Origin of the sequence: Streptomyces cucumeris, from assembly GCF_024295805.1 — a bacterium.
In the GTDB taxonomy this organism is placed as follows: Bacteria; Actinomycetota; Actinomycetes; order Streptomycetales; family Streptomycetaceae; genus Streptomyces; species Streptomyces cucumeris.
Genome location: NZ_JANCLX010000001.1, coordinates 338,468 through 361,045, shown reverse-complemented (window position 1 = coordinate 361,045; position 22,578 = coordinate 338,468). Strand labels below are relative to the sequence as shown.

Here is a 22,578-nt window from a genome sequence, read left to right as displayed (position 1 = left end):
TCCACCGGTTCCGGCAACCGCTTGCCGCGGCCACCGCCCGGCTCCCGGCCGTCCCCCCGGTCCGTGGTTGTCTGTCCACCATGAGCATCACAGTGACCACGTGGTCCTTGGAGCAGACCTCGCCCGCCGACCTCAGTCCGGCGCGGGAGCCCGCGGCCGAGGCGGGGGTACGGATCGTCCGGGCGGAGGTGCCGAGCCCGGAGTTCAGCCGCTTCCTCTACACCTCCATCGGCGCCGACGTCTCCTGGACCGACCGGCTGGCGTGGTCGCACGAGCACTGGCAGGAGCATCTGGACCGGCCCGGTGTGGAGACCTGGGTGGCGTACGAGCACGGCACCCCGGCCGGGTACATCGAGCTGGAGCGCCAGGACGACGGCGTGGTCGAGATCCTCTACTTCGGACTGCTGCCCGCCTTCCGCGGCCGGCGGATCGGCGGCCATCTGCTGACCTGGGGCATCCGCCGCGCCTGGGACCAGGGCGAGCGACTGCCGGGCCGGCCGCCGACCAAGCGGGTGTGGGTGCACACCTGCAGCAAGGACGGGCCGTACGCGCTGGACAACTACCAGCGGCGCGGCTTCCGGGTCTTCGACGTCGCCACCGAGACGGAGGGGTGACCCACACCACAACGTCTCGCCATACAAGACACTAGCGTCCAGATAGTGGATGACGGTGGACTCCTCCGAGACCACCGTGCCACGCTTCCTCCATGTCTCGAGCTGGAATTGCCTTGGTGAGTCGACGCCACGTCGACCTCGGCCGCATGTCCAGCGCGATCTGTCCGGTGGGCTGACCCGCACCTCTTCAGGGCCCCGAGGCCCCGGGCAGCACCTCACCGTCCCCGACGCCCCCGACCACCGCCCCCGACGACGTGGGCGGGCGCGGCTGTGGGACCTCCCCCGCCGCACCACCGCACCCGGTACCGCCGAAGCGCCGTGCCCGCCTGCGCAGAATCGCAGGTCAGAGGGTGCGCGCGAGCACCATCCGCCGCACCGAGCCGCTCAGAAGGACACACCGCCATGGCCGCCACCCCGGAACGCGCAAGCGCATCACCCCGCCGCAAGGCCGGACGCCACCGCGGCGAAGGCCAGTGGGCCGCGGGGCACTTCACTCCGCTCAACGGCAATGAGCAGTTCAAGAAGGACGATGACGGTCTCAATGTGCGGACACGCATTGAGACGATCTACGCACAGCGTGGCTTCGACTCGATCGACAGCGCCGATCTGCGCGGCCGGATGCGCTGGTGGGGTCTGTACACCCAGCGCAAGCCCGGGATCGACGGCGGCAAGACCGCCGTGCTGGAGCCCGAGGAGCTCGACGACACGCACTTCATGATGCGGGTCCGGGTGGACGGCGGACGGCTGACCACCGAGCAGCTCCGCGTCATCGGCGAGATCTCGCAGGAGTTCGCGCGCGGCACCGCGGACATCACCGACCGGCAGAACGTCCAGTACCACTGGATCCGGATCGAGGACGTACCCGAGATCTGGAAGCGGCTGGAGGCCGTCGGGCTGTCCACCACCGAGGCGTGCGGTGACACTCCGCGCGTGATCATCGGCTCCCCGGTCGCCGGGATCGCCGAGGACGAGATCATCGACGGCACCCCCGCCATCGAGGAGATCCACCGCCGCTACATCGGCACCGAGGAGTTCTCCAACCTGCCGCGCAAGTTCAAGTCCGCGGTCTCCGGCTCCCCGGTCCTCGACGTCGTCCACGAGATCAACGACGTGGCGTTCGTCGGAGTGCGCCACCCCGAGCACGGTCCCGGCTTCGACCTGTGGGTCGGCGGCGGTCTGTCCACCAACCCCAAGATCGGTGTCCGGCTCGGCGCCTGGGTCCCGCTGGAGGACGTACCCGACGTCTGGGCCGGTGTCATCGCCATCTTCCGCGACTACGGCTACCGGCGGCTGCGCAACCGCGCCCGGCTGAAGTTCCTGGTCGCCGACTGGGGCCCTTCGAGGTTCCGGCAGGTGCTGCAGGACGAGTACCTGGGCCGAGCGCTGGCCGACGGCCCCGCGCCCGAGCAGCCCGTCCAGCAGTGGCGTGACCACATCGGTGTCCACCGCCAGCGCGACGGCCGCTTCTACATCGGCTTCGCCCCGCGCGTGGGCCGGGTCGACGGGGCCACCCTCACCAAGATCGCCGACCTGGCCGAGGCCCATGGCTCCGGCCGGCTGACCACCACCGTCGAGCAGAAGATGATCGTGCTCGATGTGGCCGAGGACCAGGTGGAGTCGCTGGTCTCCGGACTGGAGGCAATGGACCTCCAGGTCAAGCCGTCCCCGTTCCGGCGCGGCACCATGGCCTGCACCGGTATCGAGTTCTGCAAGCTGGCCATCGTCGAGACCAAGGGCCGCGGCTCCACGCTGATCGATGAACTCGAGCGCCGGCTGCCCGAGTTCGACCAGCCGATCACCATCAACCTCAACGGCTGCCCCAACGCCTGCGCCCGGATCCAGGTCGCCGACATCGGTCTCAAGGGCCAGCTCGTCATGGACTCGGACGGCAACCAGGTCGAGGGCTACCAGGTGCACCTGGGCGGCGCGCTGGGCCTGGAGCCCGGTTTCGGCCGCAAGGTGCGCGGTCTGAAGGTCACCGCCGATGAACTGCCCGACTACGTCGAGCGGGTGCTGCGCCGCTTCGAGAAGGAGCGCCAGGACGGCGAGCGGTTCGCCACCTGGGCCGCGCGGGCCGACGAGGAGGCGCTGTCATGAGTGAGCGCGCCGCGCCGTTCTACTGCCCGTACTGCGGGGACGAGGACCTGCGCCCCTCCGAGGAGGGCCACGGCGCCTGGGAATGCGCCTCCTGCAACCGCGCGTTCCGCCTGTCGTTCCTCGGGCTGCTGGCCAAGGGCCTGCGGCGCGATCCGGGCGGAGAAGGGGGCACCACGACATGACCGGGATCCGGCAGACAGACGATCTGGCGACGCTCGCCGAGCGGGCGGGCCGCGATCTGGAGGACGCCCCGGCGCTGGACATCCTGCGCTGGGCGGCCGACACCTTCGGTGCGCGGTTCTGCGTCACCTCCTCGATGGAGGACGCGGTGGTGGCCCATCTGGCCTCCCGCGCCTTCCCCGGGGTCGACGTGGTCTTCCTCGACACCGGCTACCACTTCCCCGAGACCATCGGCACCCGGGACGCGGTGGCGGCGGTGATGGACGTCAACGTCATCACGCTCACCCCGCGCCGGACGGTGGCCGAGCAGGACGCCGAGTACGGTCCGCGGCTGCACGACCGCGACCCCGACCGGTGCTGCGCGCTGCGCAAGGTCGCGCCGCTGGAGGAGGGTCTGCGGGAGTACGACGCCTGGGCCACCGGGCTGCGCCGCGACGAGTCCCCGACCCGGGCCGGCACCCCGGTCGTCGGCTGGGACGCCAGGCGGCAGAAGGTGAAGGTCTCCCCGATCGCCCGCTGGACCCAGGCCGACGTGGACGCGTACGTCACCGAGCACGGTGTGCTCACCAACCCGCTGCTGATGGACGGCTATCCGTCGGTCGGCTGCGCGCCCTGCACCCGGCGGGTGCTGGAGGGCGAGGACACACGTTCCGGCCGCTGGGCCGGGAGCACCAAGACCGAATGCGGGCTGCACGGCTGATGGCCGCCGACCAGGAGAACGAGATGAGCGCGCCTCTGCACACCGGAGCCACCGTGTGGCTGACCGGTCTGCCCAGCGCCGGGAAGACCACGATCGCCTACGCCCTGGCCGAGCGGCTGAGCGGTGAGGGCCACCGGGTGGAGGTGCTCGACGGCGACGAGATCCGGGAGTTCCTCTCCGCGGGGCTCGGCTTCTCCCGCGAGGACCGGCACACCAATGTCCAGCGGATCGGCTTCGTCGCCGAACTGCTGGCCTCCCAGGGGGTGAAGGTGCTGGTCCCGGTGATCGCCCCGTACGCGGACAGCCGCGAGGCGGTGCGCGAGCGCCACCAGAAGGAGGGCACCGCGTATCTGGAGGTGCATGTGGCAACGCCCGTCGAGGTGTGCTCGGAGCGGGACGTCAAGGGGCTCTACGCCAAGCAGGCGGCGGGCGAGCTCACCGGGCTGACCGGGGTCGACGACCCGTACGAGGCCCCGGCCGACCCGGACCTGCGTATCGAGGCACATCAGCAGGGCGTACTGGAATCCGCCGCGGCGCTGCGAGCGCTGCTCGGCGAGAGGGGACTCGCGTGAGCGACATGACGACGACCGCGGCTGCGATCAACGGCACCGGGGCCGCCGACAGCGACCCCTACGCGCTGTCGCACCTGGACGCGCTGGAGTCCGAGGCGGTGCATATCTTCCGCGAGGTGGCGGGCGAGTTCGAGCGGCCGGTGATCCTGTTCTCCGGCGGCAAGGACTCCATCGTCATGCTGCACCTGGCGCTGAAGGCGTTCACCCCGGCGGCGGTGCCCTTCTCCCTGCTCCACGTGGACACCGGGCACAACTTCCCCGAGGTCATCGACTACCGGGACCGCACCGTCGCCGAGCACGGACTGCGGCTGCACGTGGCGTCGGTGCAGGACTACATCGACCGCGGTGTGCTCAAGGAGCGCCCGGACGGCACCCGCAACCCGCTGCAGACGCTGCCGCTGACCGAGAAGATCCAGGCGGAGAGGTTCGACGCGGTCTTCGGCGGCGGACGGCGCGACGAGGAGAAGGCCCGCGCGAAGGAGCGGGTGTTCAGCCTCCGCGACGAGTTCTCGCAGTGGGACCCGCGCCGCCAGCGCCCCGAGCTGTGGAACCTCTACAACGGCCGGCACGCACCCGGTGAGCATGTCCGTGTCTTCCCGCTCTCCAACTGGACCGAGCTGGACGTGTGGCAGTACATCGCCCGCGAGGGCATCGAGCTGCCGGAGATCTACTTCGCGCATGAGCGCGAGGTGTTCAAGCGCAGCGGGATGTGGCTGACGGCCGGTGAGTGGGGCGGGCCCAAGGACGACGAGACGGTCGAGAAGCGGCAGGTGCGCTACCGCACCGTCGGCGACATGTCCTGCACCGGTGCCGTCGACTCCGACGCGGTGACCCTGGAGCAGGTCATCACCGAGATCGCCGCGTCCCGGCTGACCGAGCGCGGCGCGACGCGCGCCGACGACAAGCTCTCCGAGGCCGCGATGGAAGACCGCAAGCGCGAGGGGTACTTCTAAGCATGAGCACGATCACGACCGAGGAGCTCTCGGCCACCACCCTGCTGCGGTTCGCCACGGCCGGCTCCGTCGACGACGGCAAGTCGACCCTGGTGGGCCGGCTGCTGCACGACTCCAAGTCGGTCCTCGCCGACCAGCTGGAGGCCGTGGAGCACGCCTCCCGCAACCGCGGCCAGGAGGCCCCGGACCTCGCGCTGCTGACGGACGGACTGCGCGCCGAACGTGAGCAGGGCATCACCATCGACGTGGCGTACCGCTACTTCGCCACCCCGCGCCGGCGGTTCATCCTCGCCGACACCCCGGGCCATGTGCAGTACACCCGGAACATGGTCACCGGCGCCTCCACCGCCGAGCTGACGGTGATCCTCGTCGACGCCCGCAACGGCGTCGTCGAGCAGACCCGCCGGCACGCCGCCATCGCGGCCCTGCTCCGGGTGCCGCATGTGGTGCTGGCCGTCAACAAGATGGATCTGGTGGACTACCAGGAGCCCGTCTTCGCGGCGATCGCGAAGGAGTTCACGGCGTACGCGACCGAGCTGGGCGTCCCCGAGGTCACCGCCATCCCGATCTCCGCGCTCGCCGGTGACAACGTGGTGGAGCCGTCCGCCACCATGGACTGGTACGGCGGCCCGACCGTCCTGGAGCACCTGGAGACGATCCCGGTCAGCCACGATCTGCGCCACTGCCACGCGCGTCTGCCCGTGCAGTTCGTGATCCGGCCGCAGACCGCCGAGCACCCGGACTACCGGGGCTACGCGGGCCAGATCGCCGCCGGTTCCTTCCGCGTCGGCGAGGCGGTGACGGTGCTGCCGTCCGGCCGCGCGTCGCGGATCTCCGGTATCGAGCTGCTGGGCGAGCAGGTCGACGTCGCCTGGACCACGCAGTCGGTGACCCTCCTGCTGGAGGACGACATCGACATCTCGCGCGGCGATCTGATCGTGCCCAGCAAGGACGCCCCGGCGACCACGCAGGACATCGAGGCGACCGTGTGCCACGTCGCCGACCAGGCGCTGACCGTCGGCCACCGGGTGCTGCTCAAGCACGGGACCCGTACGGTCAAGGCGATCGTCAAGGACATCCCGTCCCGGCTCACGCTGTCGGACCTGTCCCTGCACCCGCACCCGGGGCAGCTCGTCGCCAATGACATCGGCCGGGTGAAGATCCGCACCGCCGAACCGCTGCCGGTCGACTCCTACGCCGACTCGCGCCGCACCGGCTCCTTCATCCTCATCGACCCCAGCGACGGCACCACGCTCACCGCGGGCATGGTCGGCGAATCGTTCGCCTCCCCCGAGCCCGTCAAGGACGAGTCCGAGGACGACGGGTGGGATTTCTGATCATGGCCGGAGAAGCGTTCTCGACCTTCGCGAAGGAGGGCGGCCGCGTCGGCAGCGGCGCCCGTGGCAGCGGCCAGGGAGGGGTCGGGCGATGTGTGTGCTGATGCATAGCCCCATTTCGTGCCCTGCCCCGTTCCACCGGATCCGAAGACCCCGTGAACGGCCGGGCGTCACCTGACGCTGTCCGGCCCCTGCGAGAGGACCGCCTCCCGTGTCGTACACCGACCGCCCCGCCGCCGCCCGGCCCACCGGGCTCCCCCGCCGCCGCACCCGGCTCCTCGCGGCCGCCGCCGTCTTCCCACTGCTGCTGGGCGCCCTCGGCGCCTGCGGCTACGGCTCCGAGAAGAAGGACGACGACCAGGGCGCAGCCGCCCTCCCCGCCGCGGGCGGAAAGAAGGTCGACGGTCTGGACCAGGTGAAGGTCGGCTACTTCGCCAACCTCACCCACGCCACCGCCCTGGTGGGGCTGCGCAAGGGCGGCCACATCCAGCAGGCGCTGGGCGGTACCAAGGTGCAGCCCTTCGTCTTCAACGCCGGGCCCTCGGAGATCGAGGCGCTCAACGCGGGCTCCATCGACATCGGCTGGATCGGCCCCTCGCCGTCCATCAACGGCTATGTGAAGTCGCACGGCGAGAACCTCAGGATCATCTCGGGCTCGGCCTCCGGGGGCGTCAAGCTGGTCGTCAACCCGAAGAAGATCAAGTCCGAGGACGACATCAAGGGCAAGAAGATCGCCACCCCGCAGCTCGGCAACACCCAGGATGTGGCGTTCCTCAACTGGATCGCCAAGAAGGGCTGGAAGGTCGACGCCCAGAGCGGCAAGGGCGATGTGTCGGTGGTCCGCTCGGACAACAAGGTGACGCCCGACGCCTACAAGTCCGGTGCCATCGACGGTGCGTGGGTGCCCGAGCCGACCGCCTCCAAGCTGGTCGCCGACGGGGCCGAGGTGCTGCTCGACGAGTCCTCGCTGTGGCCGGACAAGAAGTTCGTCATCACCAACCTGATCGTCAAGCAGTCGTTCCTCGAGGAGCACCCGAAGGTCGTCGAGGCCGTGCTGCGCGGTTCGGTCCGTACCAACGACTGGATCAAGGCCGAGCCCGAGAAGGCGAAGGCGGCGGCCAACGCCGCGCTCAAGGCGGAGACCGGCAAGCCGCTCCCGGCGGAGGTCATCGACCCGGCGTGGAAGGGCATCCAGGTCACCGATGACCCGCTGGCCTCGACGCTGAACACCGAGGCGGACCACGCGGTCAAGGCGGGGCTGCTGGAGGAGCCGGACCTCAAGGGCATCTACGACCTCACCCTCCTCAACAAGGTCCTCAAGGCCGAGGGCAAGCCGGCGGTGTCGGCCGCCGGACTCGGCAAGCAGTAGTCCGCCGCCCGCTCCCCGTACGCAACGCCACACCGTACGCACCCACCAGGAGGTGACCGGATGTCCCCGGCACTGACCACCGAGAAGGCCGATCCGGCGGGTACCACCGCGACCGTCGCCGCGGACCCGGCGGTACGTATCGACCACGTCCACAAGGCGTTCGGCCGGGCCGGCGCCGTCCAGCCCGTCCTCGACGACATCACCCTCACGGTGCGGCCCGGGGAGTTCGTCTGCATCCTGGGCGCGTCCGGCTGCGGCAAGTCGACCCTGCTCAACCTGATCGCGGGCCTGGACAGGCCGACCGCCGGGACCATCGAGGTCCCCGGCGGCCGGCCGGCCCTGATGTTCCAGGAGCACGCGCTGTTCCCGTGGCTGACCGCGGGCAAGAACATCGAACTGGCGCTGCGGCTGCGCGGTGTGCCCCGGGCCGACCGCAGGCCCGAGGCGGAACGGCTGCTGGAGCTGGTGCGTCTCGGCGGCTCCTACGGCAAGCGGGTGCACGAGCTGTCCGGCGGGATGCGGCAGCGCGTGGCGATGGCCCGCGCGCTGGCGCAGGACTCCCGGGTGCTGCTGATGGACGAGCCGTTCGCCGCGCTCGACGCCATCACCCGTGACGTCCTGCACGACGAACTGACCCGGATCTGGAGCGAGACGGGCGTCTCCGTCCTGTTCGTCACCCATAACGTCCGCGAGGCCGTCCGGCTGGCCGAGCGCGTGGTGCTGCTGTCCTCGCGCCCCGGCCGGGTGGTCCGCGACTGGAGCGTGGACATCCCGCAGCCGCGCCGGATCGAGGACGCCGCCGTCGCCGACCTGTCCATAGAGATCACCGAAGAACTGCGTGGGGAGATCCGCCGCCATGGCCGGGCCTGAGACCACCGGCGCGACCGACGCCAACGGCGTGTCCGCCACCGAGAAGAGCACGACCGGCACCACCGCGGTCCGGGAGAAGGACGCCCGGGACATGGAGGGCCTGGAAGCCGGTCTGGACGCCCTGGACACCGTGCAGATCAAGCGCACCTCGCCCACCGAGGTGCTGGTGCAGAAGGTGCTGCCGCCGATCGTGGCCGTCGCCCTGGTGGTGGCCATCTGGAAACTGCTGGTCGTGGCCGAGGTCACCGACGACTACAAGCTGCCCGACCCAGGGCTGGTCTGGGACGCGCTGCGCGAGCTGTGGCTCCAGGGAGAGCTGCTGGACATCGTCTGGACCAGTGTCTCCCGCGGGCTGTTCGGCTTCCTCATCGCGCTGGCCATCGCCACCCCGCTGGGGCTGGTCGTGGCCCGGGTGAAGTTCGTCCGGGCCGCGCTGGGACCGATCCTGTCCGGACTGCAGTCGCTGCCGTCCGTGGCCTGGGTGCCGCCCGCCGTGATCTGGCTGGGCCTGAACGACCAGATGATGTACACCGTCATCCTGCTCGGCGCGGTCCCCTCCATCGCCAACGGCCTGGTGGCCGGGATCGACCAGGTGCCGCCGCTGTTCCTGCGGGCCGGACGCACCCTGGGCGCCCGCGGTCTGGTCAGCGCCCGGCACATCCTGCTGCCCGCCGCGCTGCCCGGCTATGTCGCGGGGCTCAAGCAGGGCTGGGCGTTCTCCTGGCGTTCGCTGATGGCGGCCGAGATCATCGCCAAGTCCCCCGAACTCGGCCTGGGGCTCGGCCAGTACCTGGAGAACCAGCGCAACAACTCCGATATGGCCGGGGTGATGCTCGGCATCACCCTCATCCTGGTCGTCGGCATCGCCATCGAGCTGCTGATCTTCGCCCCGATCGAACGCCGCGTGCTGCGCAGCCGCGGTCTGCTGGCGAGCGCCCGCTGATGTCCGCCACGTCCCCGGCCCTGCTGGTCATCGCCCACGGCAGCCGCGACCCCCGGCATGCGGCGACCGTCGGCGCGCTCTGCGCGCGGGTACGGTCGCTGCGGCCGGGGCTGCGGGTGGAGGCGGCCTTCCTGGACTTCAACGCGCCCCGCGTGGGCCAGGTGCTGGCCCGGCTCGCCGCCGAGGGCGTGACGGACATCGCCGCGCTCCCCCTGCTGCTCACCCGTGCTTTCCACGCCAAGTCCGACATCCCCGCGGTGCTGCGCGAGGCCACCGCCCGGCTCCCCCGGCTGACCGTCCGGCAGACCGAGGTGCTGGGCCCCTCCCCGCTGCTCACCGACGCGCTGGACCGGCGGCTGTACGAGGCCGGTCTGCGCCCGGCCGACCGACGCTCGACCGGGGTCGTCCTGGCCTCGGCGGGCTCCACCGACCCGGAGGCGATCGCGGTGATCGCTGAAATCGCGCGGGAGTGGCGGCACACCGGATGGTGCGCCGTGCGACCCGCGTTCGCCTCCGCTTCCCTCCCCCGCACCGAGGACGCGGTCCGCGCGCTGCGTGCCGAGGGTGTCCGGCGGGTGGCGGTGGCCCCCTACGTCATCGCCCCGGGCCGGCTCCCGGACCGTATCGCCCACGGCGCCCACGAGGCGGGCGCCGATGTGCTCGCCGGTGTCCTCGGCCCCGCCCCCGAACTCGCCCGGCTGCTGCTCCGCCGCTACGACGAGTCCCGCGCCGCCGCCCCGGTCCTGCTCAGCGCCTGAGGAAGTACGCCGACGGCCGCCGCACCCACCAGGGGTGCGGCGGCCGCGCTGCCGCATGGGGCTGAAAGGCGTTACTTGACGACCTTCAGCAGCTTGTTCGGCGTGCCCTCGCTCGGGTTGGTGATCTTGTCAGCGGTGGCGCCGTCGGTCAGGGCCTTGGCGACGTCCGCCGGCTTGGCGTCCTTGTGACCGCTGAGGTAGACCGCGGCGGCACCCGCGACATGCGGGCTGGCCATGGACGTACCGGAGATGGTCTTGGTGGCGTCGTCGCCGTTGTTCCAGGCGGAGGTGATGTCCGAACCGGGGGCGTAGATGTCCACCGCGGAGCCGAAGTTGGAGAAGTCCGACTGCTCGTCCTTCTCGGTGCTGGAGGCGACGGTGATCGCTTCCTTCACCCGGGCCGGGGAGCTCTGACCGGCGTCGGAGGACTCGTTGCCCGCCGCCACCGCGAAGGTGACACCGGCGTCGATGGCCTTCTTCACGGCCGCGTCGAGCGCCTCGTCGACCCCGCCGCCCAGGCTCATGTTGGCCACCGACGGGCCCTTGTGGTTCTCGGTCACCCAGTCGATGCCCGCGACGACCTGCTCGGTGGTGCCGGAGCCCTCGTTGTCCAGGACGCGCACGGCCACGATCTTGGCCTTCTTGGCGACACCGTGGTCGGCACCGGCGATGGTGCCCGCCACATGGGTGCCGTGGCCGTTGCCGTCGTCGGCGTCCTCGTCGTTGTCGATGGCGTCGAAGCCGGAGGTGGCGCGGCCGTCGAAGTCCTTGTGCGAGGTGCGCACACCGGTGTCGATGACGTAGGCGGTGACACCCTCACCCGCGGTGTCGGGGTAGGCGTACTTCTTGTCGCCCTTGGTGTCGTCCTGGTCGATCCGGTCCAGGCCCCATGACGGCGGGTTCTCCTGGGTGCCCTTGATCGTGAAGCGGTGGTTCTGGATCACCTTGGCGACCGACGGGTCGGCGGCGAGCCGCTTGGCCTCGGTCTCGCTCAGGCTGCCGGCCGAGAAGCCGTTGATCGCGGAGTCGAAGCTGCGGCGCATCTTGCCGCCGTACTCCTTGGCGAGGTCCTTGCCCTCGGAGGCGGCCTGGATGGTCTTGCCGCCCTTGAGCATCACGATGTAGCTGCCGTCCACGGCGCTCTTCGACTCGGTGCCGTAAACCTTGCCCTCAGCGGGGGCGTTGGTGGCGGCGCCGGCCGGAAGGGCCACGAAGGCACCGGCGGTGACGGCGGCCGCCGCGGCGACGGCGAGGCCGATGCGACGCGCGCTGCGCTTTTTGTGTACTGCCATGACGAGGGAATCCTCCTCGTGCGGTTGTGGGGGGAATCGCACTGAGTGCGCACACACCCAGGGGAAATCACTAGTACTCCCCGGGCTGACTCGAAACCCTGACCGATTGACCGGACCAATTCAAGATCTCCCGGAAGGTGTGACGCAGACAACTCCCGGCCATCACGGCGATCAAGCCAAATCCCTTTACGTGTAAGGGGCTTGTATCGGGAGGGTAGGGCTGTCCCCCCTCCCCGGGGTGGAGAGAGCGGCCCCCCGGTTCACCGGCCAGCAGGATGGGTCCCCGCTCCCCCGCGGCCTAGCGTCGTTTCCGGTGGCGGCACGGGGTCGTCGCCACAGGAAAAGAGGACGTCGTGGCGGATACGGACCGCTTGGACAGACCGCGCGGTATAGCGGCCCGCGCGGGGAGTTGGAGCGCCCGGCACCGGTGGACCGCGGTCGGCGGATGGGTGCTTCTGGTCATCCTCGCCCTGGCCGTCGGGTCGATGGCCGGACGGGTCGATGTTTCGGACAGTGAGCAGGTTCCCGGCGAGTCCGGGCGGGTCTCGAAGATTCTCGACGAGGCGGGCATTGAAGAAGCCGCCGGTGAAACCGTCCTGATCCAGGCCAAGACCAACGGGACCACGGCGAACGACCCGGAGTTCCACAAGGCGGTCGACGCGGTCATCGGCGCGGTCCGCGGTACCGGTGAGGTCACCGCCGTGAAGTCCCCTTACCAGACCCGGACCATCTCCGCCGACCGGCGTTCGGCGCTGGTGCAGTTCGACATCCGCGGTGACGCGGAGAAGGCGGCGGAGCGCATCCAGCCGGTGCTGGACGCGGTGGACAAGGCCCAGGACGGCCATCCGGACCTGCTCATCGAGGAGTTCGGCGACGCGAGCGGCCAGAAGGCGTTCGACGACGCCTTCGGCGATGACTTCCAGCAGGCCGAGTACTCGGCCCTGCCGGTGGCCCTCGGCATCCTGCTGATCGCCTTCGGCGCCCTGGTGGCCGCGCTGCTGCCGGTGGCGCTGGCGATGACCGCGTTCCTGGCCACCACCGGTCTGGTGGCGGTGGTCAGCCACTGGGTCCATATGAGCGACACCGCCAACTCCGTGATGCTGCTGGTGGGTCTGGCCGTCGGCGTCGACTACTGCCTGTTCTACCTGCGGCGGGAGCGGGAGGAGCGCGCCGCGGGACGGGACGCCCAGACCGCGCTGCGGATCGCCGCCGCCACCTCGGGCCGGGCCATCCTCGTCTCCGGCGTCACGGTCATCGTGGCGATGGCGGGCATGCTCTTCACCGGTATCGCCGAGTTCAAGGCGATGGGTCTGGCCACCCTGATGGTGGTGGCGGTGGCGATGGTCGGCTCGGTGACCGTACTGCCCGCGCTGCTCTCGCTGCTCGGTGAGCGGGTGGAGAAGGGGCGGATTCCGTTCCTGGCCCGCGCCAAGCGCAAGGGCAACGGCGAGAGCCGGGTCTGGCGCGCGGTGCTGGCGCGGGTGCTGCGCAGGCCCAAGCTGTCGCTGGCCATCGCGGGCGGTGCGCTCGTCGCCATCGCCGTGCCCGCCGTGAGCATGAACACCGCCAACCTCACCATGGACCAGGAGTTCGGCGACCGGCTGCCGGTCGTGGCCGCCTACCAGCACATCGACGAGGCGTTCCCGGGCGGCCCCGACCCGGCCGAGGTCGTCGTCAAGGCGGATGACATCGGCGCCGCACCGGTGCGCGACGCCATCAGCCGCTTCCGCGCCGACGCGGTGGCCAAGGGCGCCTCCAAGGGGCCGGTCAAGGTGACCGTCCACGCGAAGGAGAACGTCGCCGTCATCCAGGTGCCGCTGATCGGCGGCTCCGACGAGGCGAAGAGCGAGAAGAGCCTCGCCGTCCTGCGGGACGAGGTGCGCCCCTCGACCCTCGGCGCGGTGGACGGTGTGGAGGCCCCGGTCGGCGGCTCCACCGCCTCCTCCAAGGACTTCAACGACAAGCTGGGCTCGGCCGTGCCGCCGGTCTTCGCCTTCGTCGTGATCTTCGCCTTCCTGCTGATGCTGATGTCCTTCCGGTCGCTGACCATCGCGGTGACCTCGATCGTGCTCAACCTGCTGTCGGTGGGCGCCGCGTACGGCATCCTCACCGCGGTCTTCCAGCACGGCTGGGGCGCGGGCCTGGTGGGCGCGGAGGGCGTGGGCGCGATCGTGTCCTGGCTGCCGCTGTTCCTCTTCGTGATCCTCTTCGGGCTGAGCATGGACTACCACGTCTTCGTGGTCTCCCGGATCCGCGAGGCGCGGCTGGCCGGGCGCACCACCAAGGACGCGGTGGTGCACGGTGTGGTCACCACGGCGGGTGTGGTCACCAGCGCCGCCGTCATCATGGTCGCCGTCTTCGCAATCTTCGGAACGCTGTCGATGCAGAGCATGAAGCAGATGGGCGTGGGGCTCGCGGCCGCGGTGCTCATCGACGCCACGGTGATCCGCGGTGTGCTGCTCCCCGCGGTGATGGCGCTGCTGGGCGAGCGCAACTGGTACCTGCCCACGTGGCTGCGGTGGCTGCCCGACCTGACCCATGACGAGGCGGTCGCCGCGCAGCCGCCCGTCACCGCCCCGGTGGGCGCGGCGCACGGTCATGGCGCCGACCTGGATGACCGGCCGCGGCACGCCAGGGTCTGACCGCTTCCCCTCCGCAGGGAATCCGCAGCAACCCCGCAGCGACTCCGCAGCGACGTCAACCGGTCGCGTGGCCCCTCGGCCGCGCGGCCGGTTCCGCGTACCGGCCGGTTCCTGAAGGGGCGGGCCGGGGGCGTCCGGCCGTGAAGCGGGTCCCGGGAAAACCCGTTGCGCGGTCGCCCGGCCGGTCCGTACGGTGCCGGGGTCACGGCGGAGTTCCGTGACGTCGTACACGGCCCGCGAACGGCGCACCGGGAGGAGGACACCGATGGGCGGCAGTCCCGGCATCGGCGTGTTCACCCGCGTCACCACCCCCGGCTGTGCCGGGGCGACAGGTGCCCGCGCCTGTGCCGTGTTCACCCGCCGTCCGCGGCGCGGCCCCGGTGCCCTGGCCGGCCCGGACGCGCCCAGCCTCCCATCGAGTCTGTGATCCGCCCGTCGTCCTGAACGACCCGTCGCCCCCGGCGATGTGCCGTACATGGACCACCTGCGTTCCCGATCGCCCGCTTCCGCATGCCCTGCGCCAGGGCCCCCGCCAGTTCAGGAACTACTCGTTCCGGGCGGGCGGCAGGGCCTGTCCGGTGCTGCCGTCACGGCTGCCACCACTGCCACCGCCGCCCGTCCGGCTCCGGAAGGACCGTGGCCGTGGCCCGCAATCGACACCGTTCCCCCGCGCCCCGTCGTCACCCTCGCGACCGGGCGCGGCGCACCCTCTCCCAGAACTTCCTGGCCGACCCGGGCTCGGTGGCCCGGGTCGTCCGCGCCGCCCGCCCCGGCCCCGGCGACCTCCTGGTCGAGGTCGGCGCGGGCAAGGGCGTGCTCACCGAGGCGCTGGCGCCGCTCTGCCGTGAGCTGATCAGCTATGAGGTCGACCGTCATCTGATCGCGGGGCTGCGGCTACGGCTCGCCCCGTATCCGTCCGTACGCGTGGTCCACCGGGACTTCCTGACCGCGCATCCCCCGCGCGCACCGTTCGCCCTGGTGGGCAATGTGCCCTACGCCCGCACCTCGGACATCGTCGACTGGGCGCTGCGGGCGCCGGGGCTCACCTCGGCGACCCTGCTGACCCAAGCCGAGTACGCCCGCAAGCGCACCGGTGACTTCGGCCGCTGGAGCCTGCTGACGGTGCGGACCTGGCCCGAGGTGGAGTGGCGGCTGTGCGGCCGGGTGCCGCGGACCGCCTTCCGGCCGGTGCCCGCCGTGGACGGCGGGATCCTGCGGCTGATCCGCCGTCCGCGGCCACTGCTGCCGGACGCGGCTCAACGGGCCGTCTACGCGGACCTGGTGGAGCTGGGCTTCTCCGGTGCCGGTGGTTCGCTGTACGCGTCACTGCGCCGGATCTGCCCCGCCCGGCGGCTGACCGCCGCGTTCGCGCGGGCGGGGCTGGAGCGGGGGGTGGTCGTCGCCTTCGTCACGCCCCCGCAGTGGCTCGTCCTGGCTCAGGAGCTCACCGGGGTGGCCGGGGTGGCGGCCGCCGCCACCGGGGCGGGCGCGGCGGCCGGTGCCGCCGCGTCGAAGGAGTCCAGGGTGCGGGTGAAGTCCCGGGTGGACAACAGCAGTTTGTAGATGATGGCCAGCTCGAAGACGAGCAGCAGCACACCCGAGACGACGGTCGTCGCCACCACCGCGTCGAGGGCCGGGCCGATGATGAACACGCCCATCTGGAACTCGATACCGCTGATGAGATGAGCGCGGATGCGGTGGCGCAGCAGGACGTTCCGGCACCGGGTCCACCACGGGAAGCGGCGCCGGAACTCCTGGTGCAGATCGACGACGGCGGCGGGGCGGCGCGCCGCCGGGGCGCCCTCCGGGGCCATGTCCGGGACGGCGGGCTCGTCCGCGCCCGCCGGGGCGACCGGCTCGGTGGCCGTCGTCCCGTCCGCGTCCAGGGCGGCCACCGTGACCCGGTCCTGCTCGATGTCGGCCTCGGGGTTCTCCCGGAGCAGGTCCTCCATGAAGGCGAGTTCGGCCGCGTTCTCGGCCTTGCGCGCGGCCCGCATCCGGGCCTTGATCTGCTTGCGCATCCCGTGCCGGATCTTGAAGATCTCCAGCGAGTCGATGTAGCGCAGGGCGTCCAGCGAGGCCACGGCCAGCGCGAGCCAGAGGTAGAGCACCTCACCGGTGCGCTGGTACTGGCCGCCCATCAGCGCCACCGCGCAGACCAGGACCCGGATCCGGTCGAAGACGAAGTCCAGCCAGGCGCCGAAGACCGAACCGGTCCCGGTCAGCCGGGCCAGCTTGCCGTCCATGCAGTCGAAGATGAAGCTGACGTGGTAGAGCACCGCGCCGAGCACCAGCCATCTCCAGTCGCCCTGGGCGAAGCAGGCGGCGGAGAGCAGACCCACGAGGAAGGCACCCCAGGTGAGCTGGTTGGGAGTGGCGCGGGTGTGCTTCGCGGTCCAGCGCACCAGCGGTGTGGCCACCGGGTCCACGAGCATCACGGTCCACCACGCGTCCCGCTTCTTCTCGGTGATCCTGCGGACCTCTGCGAGCGGCGGTATGTCTCGGGTCATTCTTCAGCTTCCTGGCGTTTGACAAGCGTTTACTCAAAGCTAAGAAGCCGGTAGCAGAAGAGACAAGAGCGGACCAACGCAACCTTTCCCGGGGGGTATCGGTCTCCTCTGTTCAACGGGTCAATGGCAGGTTCAGGTGGACAGCCGGGCCTCGATGAGGTCGGCCGCCCGCCGGGTCCCTCCCTCGCCCGCCATCCGCTCCCGGACCGCCGCGCACCGGGCGGCCACCTCGGGGTCGCCCGCGAGGGCGAGCACCGCCTCCCGCAGCGCCTCGGGTGTCGCCTCCTCTTTGGGGAGGTGGCGGGCGACACCGAGCCCCTGGAGCACATCGGCGTTGGCGAACTGGTCGACGGCCTGCGGTACGGCGACCATCGGCACCCCGCACGCCAGCCCCTCCTGGCTGCCGCCCGCACCCGCGTGGGTGATGAAGACATCGGCCTGGCGCAACACACTGAGCTGCGGAACCCAGCGATGCACCTCGACATTGGCCGGGATCTCACCGAGTTCGGCCATGTCGACGTGTCTGCCGATCTGGAGGACGACGTACCAGCCCGCGAGATCCCCGAACGCCTCCAGACAGGCGCGGTAGAAAGCGGGCTCCTTGGTCCAGGTCGAGCCGAGGGAGACCAGCAGGACCCGGTCGGTGGACGCCAGGCCCTCGGGGCGGCGCCAGGTGCCCTGACCGCTCCGGTCGCCCTGGCAGGCACCGACGAAGGTGTAGACGCCGCGGTCGACCCGGTCGGCGTGGGGCTGGAGCACCTCGGGGATCAGCACGATGCACTGCCCGGGGCGGCCGATGAGCCGGTCGGGGTCCATGTCGGCCATCCCGTTCTCGTCCAGCCAGGCGCGGTAGCGCGCGTAGTACGCCCGGCCGCGCTCGGTCGCGCGGATGGGGGCCATCATCGGCTCGGCGACCTCCTCCTCGTAGCCCTCCCAGGCCACGAGACAGGGCGAGAGCTGGATGGCCGGGACACCCCAGCGACGGGCGAGCACGGGGGCCGGATAGGCGGTGATGTCATGGAGGACGAGGTCGGGTTCATCGTCCTGGTACGCCTGTCGTAGCTGGGGCAGCGACTGGACGGCGTCGGCGAGGAAGGGCTCGATGTGGTCGATGACCTCGGTGCCCCATGCCTCGGGTTCGTCGTCGGTGGGGAGGGTGGAGGTGTAGATCCGGGGTTCGGCGCCGGTCTCGGCGACCTTGGCCGCGAAGGACTCGGGGATGGCATAGGTGACCCGGTGGCCCCGGGCCACCAGTTCGCGGATCACCTCCAGGCTCGGGTTGACATGGCCGTGGGCGGCGATGCTGAACATGGCGATGTGGGCGGGCCGGTGGCGGCGCGGGGATGCGGTCATGTGCTTCACGTTAGCGAGACGATACGTCTCGTACAAATGAATTTCCCGCACCGGCGGGACTCTGCGGACACGGTCTAGCGCTGGTAGCGGGCCAGCACCAGATTCCCGTCCCCGACCAGCCGGTCCCGTAGTCCGTCCAGCCCGATCGCCCCGCTGTAGTACTCCTGGAGCGCGGGTGTGGCGACCTTGTCCTTCCACTCCGGATAGCCGCGCACCGACTGGGCGGGCGCCGGGCGCAGCGTCCCGGCCAGCGCGGTACCGGTGGCCCAGCCGTACCGGCGGGTGCGCAGCGCCGGATCGCGCAGGGCGCGCTCGCCGGTCGGCAGCATCCAGTCGCCGAGCGCGAGCCGCACCATGGGGGCCGGCCGCAGCAGGAAGTCCAGGAAGCGGATGGCCTCCTCCCGGTACGGGCTGTCCTCCGCGATGGACAGCGTCTGCGGGCTCACCCCCTGCCGCTGGTCACCGCCGGGGCCCGCCGGGGACGGCAGTACGGTCCACTCGAACCCCTCGGGCGCCTGCTGCACGATCTGCTGGCGGTAGGAGAAGCCGAGCGGGACCATCGCGTACTTCCCGCCGAAGAAACCGGGCAGGGTGTCCGAACCGCCCATGCCGAGGGTGGTGCGGGAGGCCGTGCGGTCACGTACCACCTGGTCGTGGATGGTGCGCGGCACCCGCTGGTCGGCCGCATCGAAGCGGATGGTGACCTTGCCGTCCGCGCCGCGGTGGAAGAGCCTGCCACCGGTGGACAGCGAGAGGTTGAGGGTCGCGGAGACGGGCTCCTTGAGCGGCCAGGCCACCCCGTGCCGGCCACCCCGGGTCAGCTCCCGCGCCACGTCCTCGAACTCCGCCCAGCTCCACGGGTCCCGCGCGGTCGGGATGCGCACCCGGGCCTCCTCCAGTGCCGGGCGGTGGGCGATCAGCACCCGTGGCTCCTGGAGGAAGGGCACGCCGAAGACACCGTCGCCGAAGGTGGTGGTCCGCCAGCTCTGCTCCGGGATGTCGTCCTTCAGCCGGCGCGGCAGCAGCCCGCCGAGATCGGCGAGACAGCCGCCGTAGGCGAAGTCGGCGAGATCGTCCGCGGCGTCGTGGATGATGTCCGGCGCCTCTCCGGCCTCGAAGGAGGTGAGCAGCTGGTCGTGGACGCTGTCCCAACTGCCCTGGAGGTACTCCACCGTGATGTCCGGGTGGGCCGCGTTCCACTCCCCCACCAGCCGTCTGACCGCGTCCACCGACTCCTTCTGCCAGGCCAGCGACTGGAAGCGGAGCCTGACCTTCCCGCCCGTGCGGCGACGCCGCTGCGGAGCGCAGCCCGGCAGCAGCCCGGTGACGGCGGGGGCGGCCAGCGCCCCGGCGAGGAAGCCCCGGCGGCGCATCAGTGCTTCACCGCCCCGGCCAGCGTGCCGCTGGTGATCCGCCGCTGGATGACGGCGAAGAGGACGAGGGAGGGAAGGGTCGCCAGCAGCGAGGCGGCGGCCAGCGGTCCGAGGTCGGCCACGCCCTCCGCGCCGATGAAGTGGGTGAGGATGACCGGCATCGTCTGTTTCTCGGGGGACTTGAGCAGGACGAGGGCGAAGAAGAACTCGTTCCATGCGTTGATGAAGGCGAACAGGGCGGTGGCCACGATCCCCGGGGCCAGCAGCGGCATGGTGACCGAGACCAGCGCCCGGAGCCGCCCCGCGCCGTCCACCGCCGCGGCCTCCTCCAGTTCGGGCGGCACCGCCCGGACGTACCCCGCGAGCATCCACAGCGCGAACGGCAGGGACCACACCACATAGACCAGGATCAGCCCGCCGAGGGAGTCGATCAGCCGGAGGTTCTTGAGCACCAGGAACAGCGGGATGATCACCAGCACAAAGGGGAACGCCTGGCTGACCACCACCCAGCCGGTGGCCGCCCGGGACAGCGGGGAGCGGTGGTGCCGCGCCATGACGTACGCCATCGGGGTCGCGATCACCACCGCGATGACGGCCGCGGCCAGCGCGGCGAGCAGACTGTTGGCCCCGGCCCGCAGCAGTGGCTGCTCGTCGAACGCCTGCCGGAAGTTGTCGAGCGTCGGATGGTCCGGGATCCAGCCCGGGTGCAGACCGGCCAGTTCGCGCGGCGATGTGAACGCGGTGGACACCAGCCACAGCAGCGGGAAGCCGAGGAAGACCAGATAGCCCAGCAGCGCGAGGTACTGACCGGTGCGGGCCGCGCGGCGCCGGACGAGAAGCCCGCGCGGCGGACGTGAGGCCGTGGTCATCGGTCGTCTCCCCTCAGCCGTCCGACGAGCTGGACCGCGAGCAGCACCGAGACCACCGCGACCAGTACGCATCCCATCGCCGCCGCATAACCGAACTGGCCGTAGCGGAACGCCTCTTCATAGGCGAAGAGCATCGGCAGCCGGGTGCGTCCACCGGGCCCGCCGCCGGTCAGGACGTACACCAGCGCGAAGGAGTTGATGTTCCAGATGAAGCTGAGCGCGCCGATGGCGAGGGCGACCGGCCGGATGGCGGGCCAGGTGACGGTGCGGAACCGCCGCCACGCGCCCGCGCCGTCCATCGCCGCGGCCTCGTGCAGTTCCCGCGGCACGTTCGAGAGCCCCGCCAGCAGCACCACCGTCACCTGCGGCAGCCGCGCCCAGATGCCGACCACGACCACCGCGGGCAGCGCTGTGCCCAGACTCCCCAGCCAGTCCCGCTGGGTGCCCAGCGTCTCCCCGAGGATGCCCGCCTCCGGGTGGTAGACCAGCCGCCACATGATGCCGACCACCACCTCCGGCATCGCCCACGGAACGATCGCCAACGCCCGTGCCAGCCACCGGAAGCGGAGGTTCTGGTTGAGAAGGAGCGCCAGCCCGAGCGCCAGCACGAACTGAGGCACCGATACGGCGACCGCCCAGAGCAGCCCGATCCGGAACGACTCCCAGAACAGCGTGTCCTGCGCCAGGTCCTGGAAGTTGAGCAGCCCGATCCACTCGGTGGGCTCGGTCCGCCCCGACTGCGCGTCGGTGAACGCGAGCGCGATCCCGTACAGCAGCGGGCCGACGCTCAGCAGCAGGATCGGGATCAGCGCGGGCAGCACCAGGAACCAGGCACCGTGCCCGGTGACACGCCGGACCCCCGGCGCACCCCCACCGGAAGCCCCCGCCCCCGCTCTCCGGTCCGGCCGCGCCGTCGCGGTCATGGGTGTCACGTCAGGAGGCTCCTTCGAGGCGCGGCGGTGCGGGCGGTGGGACGGAGCGGTACGGGGCGGCCCGATGGGGAAGCCCACGTCATCGTGCGGAGGGGGCCGGGCGCAGTCAAGGCATACGACCCGCGGCGCGGCGTACGGGAGTTGGCCCCGCCCGGTCCGGCGCGGCGCACCCGACGGCGATCACCGGACGGACGGCGGTGCATGATGAGGCGTGGCTCACGGGAGGCGAAGGAGGTAGGGCGTGGTGGACGTGGCGTTCACGGAGGAGCGGGCGCGGGCGGTGCTGGGGGCGGCGCTGCCGCCGTACCGGGCCGGGGCGGCCGGGGCCCGGCTGCTGGCCCTCGGGGAGAACGCCGTGTTCGCCGTGGACGATCTGTCGCTGGTGGTGCGGGTCAGCCGGGACCTGGAGGTGTGGGACCGGGCCGCCCGGGAGCTGAAGGTGGCCGACTGGCTCGCCCGGGAGGGGCTGCCCGCGGTGCGGCCGGACCGGCGCTACGGCTCGGAGCAGCCGCTGCCGTTCTCCGGCCATCTGGTGACGTACTGGCAGCAGCTCCCCGAGCCGGTGCGGCCCGCCGGGCCCCGCGACCTGGCCGCGCTGCTGCATCTGGTGCACGCCCTGCCGGAGCCGCCCGCCGGGCTGTCGCTGGAACTGCCGCGGCGGGAGCTGCTGGGCGGCGTGGAACGGTGGCTGCGGCTGGCCGGGGACGCGATCGATCCGGCGGACGCGGCGTATCTGCGGTCCCGCCGGGACGACTTCGCGGCGGCGGCCGCCGAGCTCACCCCGTGGCTCGCTCCCGGCCCGATCCACGGGGACGCGCTGCCCCGCAATGTGCATATCGGCCCGGACGGTCCGGTCCTCGTCGACCTGGAGACGTTCTCCTCGGACCTGCGCGAACACGACCTGGTGGTGATGGCCCTGAGCCGGGACCGCTACGGCCTCGCCCCGGTCGCCTACGACGACTTCACGGCGGCCTACGGCTGGGACGTACGCGAGTGGCCGGGATGCGCGGTGCTGCGCGGCGCCCGGGAGACCGCGAGCTGCGCATGGGTTGCCCAGCACGCGCCGGGCAACCCGGCGGCACACACCGAGTTCACCCGCCGGGTGGCCTCCCTGCGGGACGGCGACGCGACGGTGCGCTGGTACGCGTTCTGAGCGGTCCCACGACGCGGTGCGCACTCGCGCGCGGCCCAGCGCCGGGGGCACGCCGTTCCTG

General features: G+C 71.4%; 21 protein-coding genes and 1 pseudogene. 16 read left to right on the top strand and 6 right to left on the bottom strand.

Annotation, left to right across the window (positions count from 1 at the left end; all coding sequences use genetic code 11):
- Window positions 1-80 precede the first annotated feature (80 nt).
- The 12 genes from NMK44_RS01725 (at window position 81) to NMK44_RS01675 (ending at window position 10,393) form a co-directional block, all read left to right on the top strand.
- Complete coding sequence (locus tag NMK44_RS01725; RefSeq protein ID WP_254737391.1) at window positions 81-614, top strand: GNAT family N-acetyltransferase; 534 nt, start codon at window positions 81-83, stop codon at window positions 612-614.
- 92 nt (window positions 615-706) lie between these two features.
- Window positions 707-790 (top strand): putative leader peptide, encoded by an 84-nt coding sequence (locus NMK44_RS42615; RefSeq protein ID WP_355954497.1) that lies wholly within the window; start codon window positions 707-709, stop codon window positions 788-790.
- Window positions 791-1,016: 226 nt separating this feature from the next.
- Window positions 1,017-2,711 carry a nitrite/sulfite reductase gene (locus tag NMK44_RS01720; RefSeq protein WP_254737389.1) on the top strand — a complete coding sequence of 565 codons (1,695 nt, stop codon included), beginning with the start codon at window positions 1,017-1,019 and terminating at the stop codon, window positions 2,709-2,711.
- The gene (locus tag NMK44_RS01715; RefSeq protein ID WP_254737387.1) at window positions 2,708-2,893 is read left to right on the top strand and encodes a hypothetical protein; all 186 of its coding nucleotides are present in this window, start codon (window positions 2,708-2,710) and stop codon (window positions 2,891-2,893) included. Before NMK44_RS01720 ends, NMK44_RS01715 begins: the two co-directional genes overlap by 4 nt.
- Window positions 2,890-3,591 (top strand): phosphoadenylyl-sulfate reductase, encoded by a 702-nt coding sequence (locus NMK44_RS01710; RefSeq protein WP_254737385.1) that lies wholly within the window; start codon window positions 2,890-2,892, stop codon window positions 3,589-3,591. The genes NMK44_RS01715 and NMK44_RS01710 overlap by 4 nt, the downstream gene beginning before the upstream one ends.
- Window positions 3,591-4,163, top strand: a complete 573-nt coding sequence (gene cysC, locus NMK44_RS01705; protein ID WP_254737826.1) for an adenylyl-sulfate kinase — start codon at window positions 3,591-3,593, stop codon at window positions 4,161-4,163. The genes NMK44_RS01710 and cysC overlap by 1 nt, the downstream gene beginning before the upstream one ends.
- A 5-nt stretch (window positions 4,164-4,168) precedes the next feature.
- A complete protein-coding gene (gene cysD, locus NMK44_RS01700) occupies window positions 4,169-5,116 on the top strand; it encodes a sulfate adenylyltransferase subunit CysD (protein WP_254737824.1) in 948 nt (315 codons plus the stop codon).
- A gap of 2 nt (window positions 5,117-5,118) precedes the next feature.
- Entirely contained in the window at window positions 5,119-6,453 is a 1,335-nt protein-coding gene (locus NMK44_RS01695; RefSeq protein WP_254737383.1) for a sulfate adenylyltransferase subunit 1, read from the top strand.
- A gap of 211 nt (window positions 6,454-6,664) precedes the next feature.
- A complete protein-coding gene (locus NMK44_RS01690; protein WP_254737381.1) occupies window positions 6,665-7,822 on the top strand; it encodes an ABC transporter substrate-binding protein in 1,158 nt (385 codons plus the stop codon).
- 60 nt (window positions 7,823-7,882) lie between these two features.
- Entirely contained in the window at window positions 7,883-8,692 is an 810-nt protein-coding gene (locus NMK44_RS01685) for an ABC transporter ATP-binding protein (RefSeq protein WP_254737379.1), read from the top strand.
- The gene (locus NMK44_RS01680) at window positions 8,679-9,635 is read left to right on the top strand and encodes an ABC transporter permease (RefSeq protein ID WP_254737378.1); all 957 of its coding nucleotides are present in this window, start codon (window positions 8,679-8,681) and stop codon (window positions 9,633-9,635) included. Before NMK44_RS01685 ends, NMK44_RS01680 begins: the two co-directional genes overlap by 14 nt.
- Complete coding sequence (locus NMK44_RS01675; RefSeq protein WP_254737377.1) at window positions 9,635-10,393, top strand: sirohydrochlorin chelatase; 759 nt, start codon at window positions 9,635-9,637, stop codon at window positions 10,391-10,393. The genes NMK44_RS01680 and NMK44_RS01675 overlap by 1 nt, the downstream gene beginning before the upstream one ends.
- Window positions 10,394-10,464: 71 nt before the next feature.
- Here NMK44_RS01675 and NMK44_RS01670 read toward each other — a convergent pair whose 3' ends face one another.
- A complete protein-coding gene (locus NMK44_RS01670; protein WP_254737376.1) occupies window positions 10,465-11,685 on the bottom strand; it encodes a S8 family peptidase in 1,221 nt (406 codons plus the stop codon).
- Window positions 11,686-12,038: 353 nt separating this feature from the next.
- Between NMK44_RS01670 and NMK44_RS01665 the strand changes: the two genes are divergently transcribed.
- From NMK44_RS01665 to erm, 3 genes are all read left to right on the top strand, one after another.
- Entirely contained in the window at window positions 12,039-14,327 is a 2,289-nt protein-coding gene (locus tag NMK44_RS01665) for an MMPL family transporter (protein ID WP_254737375.1), read from the top strand.
- Window positions 14,328-14,592: 265 nt separating this feature from the next.
- Entirely contained in the window at window positions 14,593-14,754 is a 162-nt protein-coding gene (locus NMK44_RS01660) for a hypothetical protein (RefSeq protein ID WP_254737374.1), read from the top strand.
- Between the two features lie 215 nt (window positions 14,755-14,969).
- Window positions 14,970-15,890 carry an ErmE/ErmH/ErmO/ErmR family 23S rRNA (adenine(2058)-N(6))-methyltransferase gene (gene erm / locus NMK44_RS01655; protein WP_254737373.1) on the top strand — a complete coding sequence of 307 codons (921 nt, stop codon included), beginning with the start codon at window positions 14,970-14,972 and terminating at the stop codon, window positions 15,888-15,890.
- Here the strand turns inward: erm and NMK44_RS01650 are convergent.
- The 5 genes and pseudogenes from NMK44_RS01650 to NMK44_RS01630 form a co-directional block, all read right to left on the bottom strand.
- Window positions 15,797-16,837, bottom strand: a pseudogene (locus tag NMK44_RS01650) (CDP-alcohol phosphatidyltransferase family protein); the annotation flags it as partial. The gene erm and the pseudogene NMK44_RS01650 sit on opposite strands and share 94 nt — an antisense overlap.
- Before the next feature lie 132 nt (window positions 16,838-16,969).
- On the bottom strand, window positions 16,970-18,190 hold the full coding sequence (gene mgt, locus NMK44_RS01645) for a macrolide-inactivating glycosyltransferase (protein WP_302887647.1): 1,221 nt from the start codon (window positions 18,188-18,190) through the stop codon (window positions 16,970-16,972).
- Window positions 18,191-18,264: 74 nt separating this feature from the next.
- Window positions 18,265-19,563, bottom strand: a complete 1,299-nt coding sequence (locus NMK44_RS01640; RefSeq protein WP_254737371.1) for an ABC transporter substrate-binding protein — start codon at window positions 19,561-19,563, stop codon at window positions 18,265-18,267.
- Window positions 19,563-20,432, bottom strand: coding sequence for a carbohydrate ABC transporter permease (locus NMK44_RS01635; protein ID WP_254737370.1), 870 nt, complete (start codon window positions 20,430-20,432; stop codon window positions 19,563-19,565). Before NMK44_RS01635 ends, NMK44_RS01640 begins: the two co-directional genes overlap by 1 nt.
- Window positions 20,429-21,355 carry a carbohydrate ABC transporter permease gene (locus NMK44_RS01630; protein ID WP_254737822.1) on the bottom strand — a complete coding sequence of 309 codons (927 nt, stop codon included), beginning with the start codon at window positions 21,353-21,355 and terminating at the stop codon, window positions 20,429-20,431. The genes NMK44_RS01635 and NMK44_RS01630 overlap by 4 nt, the downstream gene beginning before the upstream one ends.
- Window positions 21,356-21,614: 259 nt before the next feature.
- Between NMK44_RS01630 and NMK44_RS01625 the strand changes: the two genes are divergently transcribed.
- The gene (locus tag NMK44_RS01625; protein WP_374215219.1) at window positions 21,615-22,517 is read left to right on the top strand and encodes a phosphotransferase; all 903 of its coding nucleotides are present in this window, start codon (window positions 21,615-21,617) and stop codon (window positions 22,515-22,517) included.
- Window positions 22,518-22,578: the final 61 nt, after the last annotated feature.

Excerpts from the sequence above, each read along its gene's own strand:
- NMK44_RS01685 (WP_254737379.1), top strand. The coding sequence starts at position 7,883 with ATGTCCCCGGCACTGACCACCGAGAAGGCCGATCCGGCGGGTACCACC.
- NMK44_RS01720 (WP_254737389.1), top strand. The coding sequence starts at position 1,017 with ATGGCCGCCACCCCGGAACGCGCAAGCGCATCACCCCGCCGCAAGGCC.
- NMK44_RS01680 (WP_254737378.1), top strand. The coding sequence starts at position 8,679 with ATGGCCGGGCCTGAGACCACCGGCGCGACCGACGCCAACGGCGTGTCC.
- NMK44_RS01635 (WP_254737370.1), bottom strand. The coding sequence starts at position 20,432 with ATGACCACGGCCTCACGTCCGCCGCGCGGGCTTCTCGTCCGGCGCCGC.
- NMK44_RS01630 (WP_254737822.1), bottom strand. The coding sequence starts at position 21,355 with ATGACCGCGACGGCGCGGCCGGACCGGAGAGCGGGGGCGGGGGCTTCC.
- NMK44_RS01640 (WP_254737371.1), bottom strand. The coding sequence starts at position 19,563 with ATGCGCCGCCGGGGCTTCCTCGCCGGGGCGCTGGCCGCCCCCGCCGTC.
- cysC (WP_254737826.1), top strand. The coding sequence starts at position 3,591 with ATGGCCGCCGACCAGGAGAACGAGATGAGCGCGCCTCTGCACACCGGA.
- NMK44_RS01675 (WP_254737377.1), top strand. The coding sequence starts at position 9,635 with ATGTCCGCCACGTCCCCGGCCCTGCTGGTCATCGCCCACGGCAGCCGC.
- NMK44_RS01710 (WP_254737385.1), top strand. The coding sequence starts at position 2,890 with ATGACCGGGATCCGGCAGACAGACGATCTGGCGACGCTCGCCGAGCGG.
- NMK44_RS01660 (WP_254737374.1), top strand. The coding sequence starts at position 14,593 with ATGGGCGGCAGTCCCGGCATCGGCGTGTTCACCCGCGTCACCACCCCC.
- NMK44_RS01715 (WP_254737387.1), top strand. The coding sequence starts at position 2,708 with ATGAGTGAGCGCGCCGCGCCGTTCTACTGCCCGTACTGCGGGGACGAG.
- NMK44_RS01670 (WP_254737376.1), bottom strand. The coding sequence starts at position 11,685 with ATGGCAGTACACAAAAAGCGCAGCGCGCGTCGCATCGGCCTCGCCGTC.
- mgt (WP_302887647.1), bottom strand. The coding sequence starts at position 18,190 with ATGACCGCATCCCCGCGCCGCCACCGGCCCGCCCACATCGCCATGTTC.
- NMK44_RS42615 (WP_355954497.1), top strand. The coding sequence starts at position 707 with ATGTCTCGAGCTGGAATTGCCTTGGTGAGTCGACGCCACGTCGACCTC.
- cysD (WP_254737824.1), top strand. The coding sequence starts at position 4,169 with ATGACGACGACCGCGGCTGCGATCAACGGCACCGGGGCCGCCGACAGC.
- NMK44_RS01695 (WP_254737383.1), top strand. The coding sequence starts at position 5,119 with ATGAGCACGATCACGACCGAGGAGCTCTCGGCCACCACCCTGCTGCGG.
- NMK44_RS01725 (WP_254737391.1), top strand. The coding sequence starts at position 81 with ATGAGCATCACAGTGACCACGTGGTCCTTGGAGCAGACCTCGCCCGCC.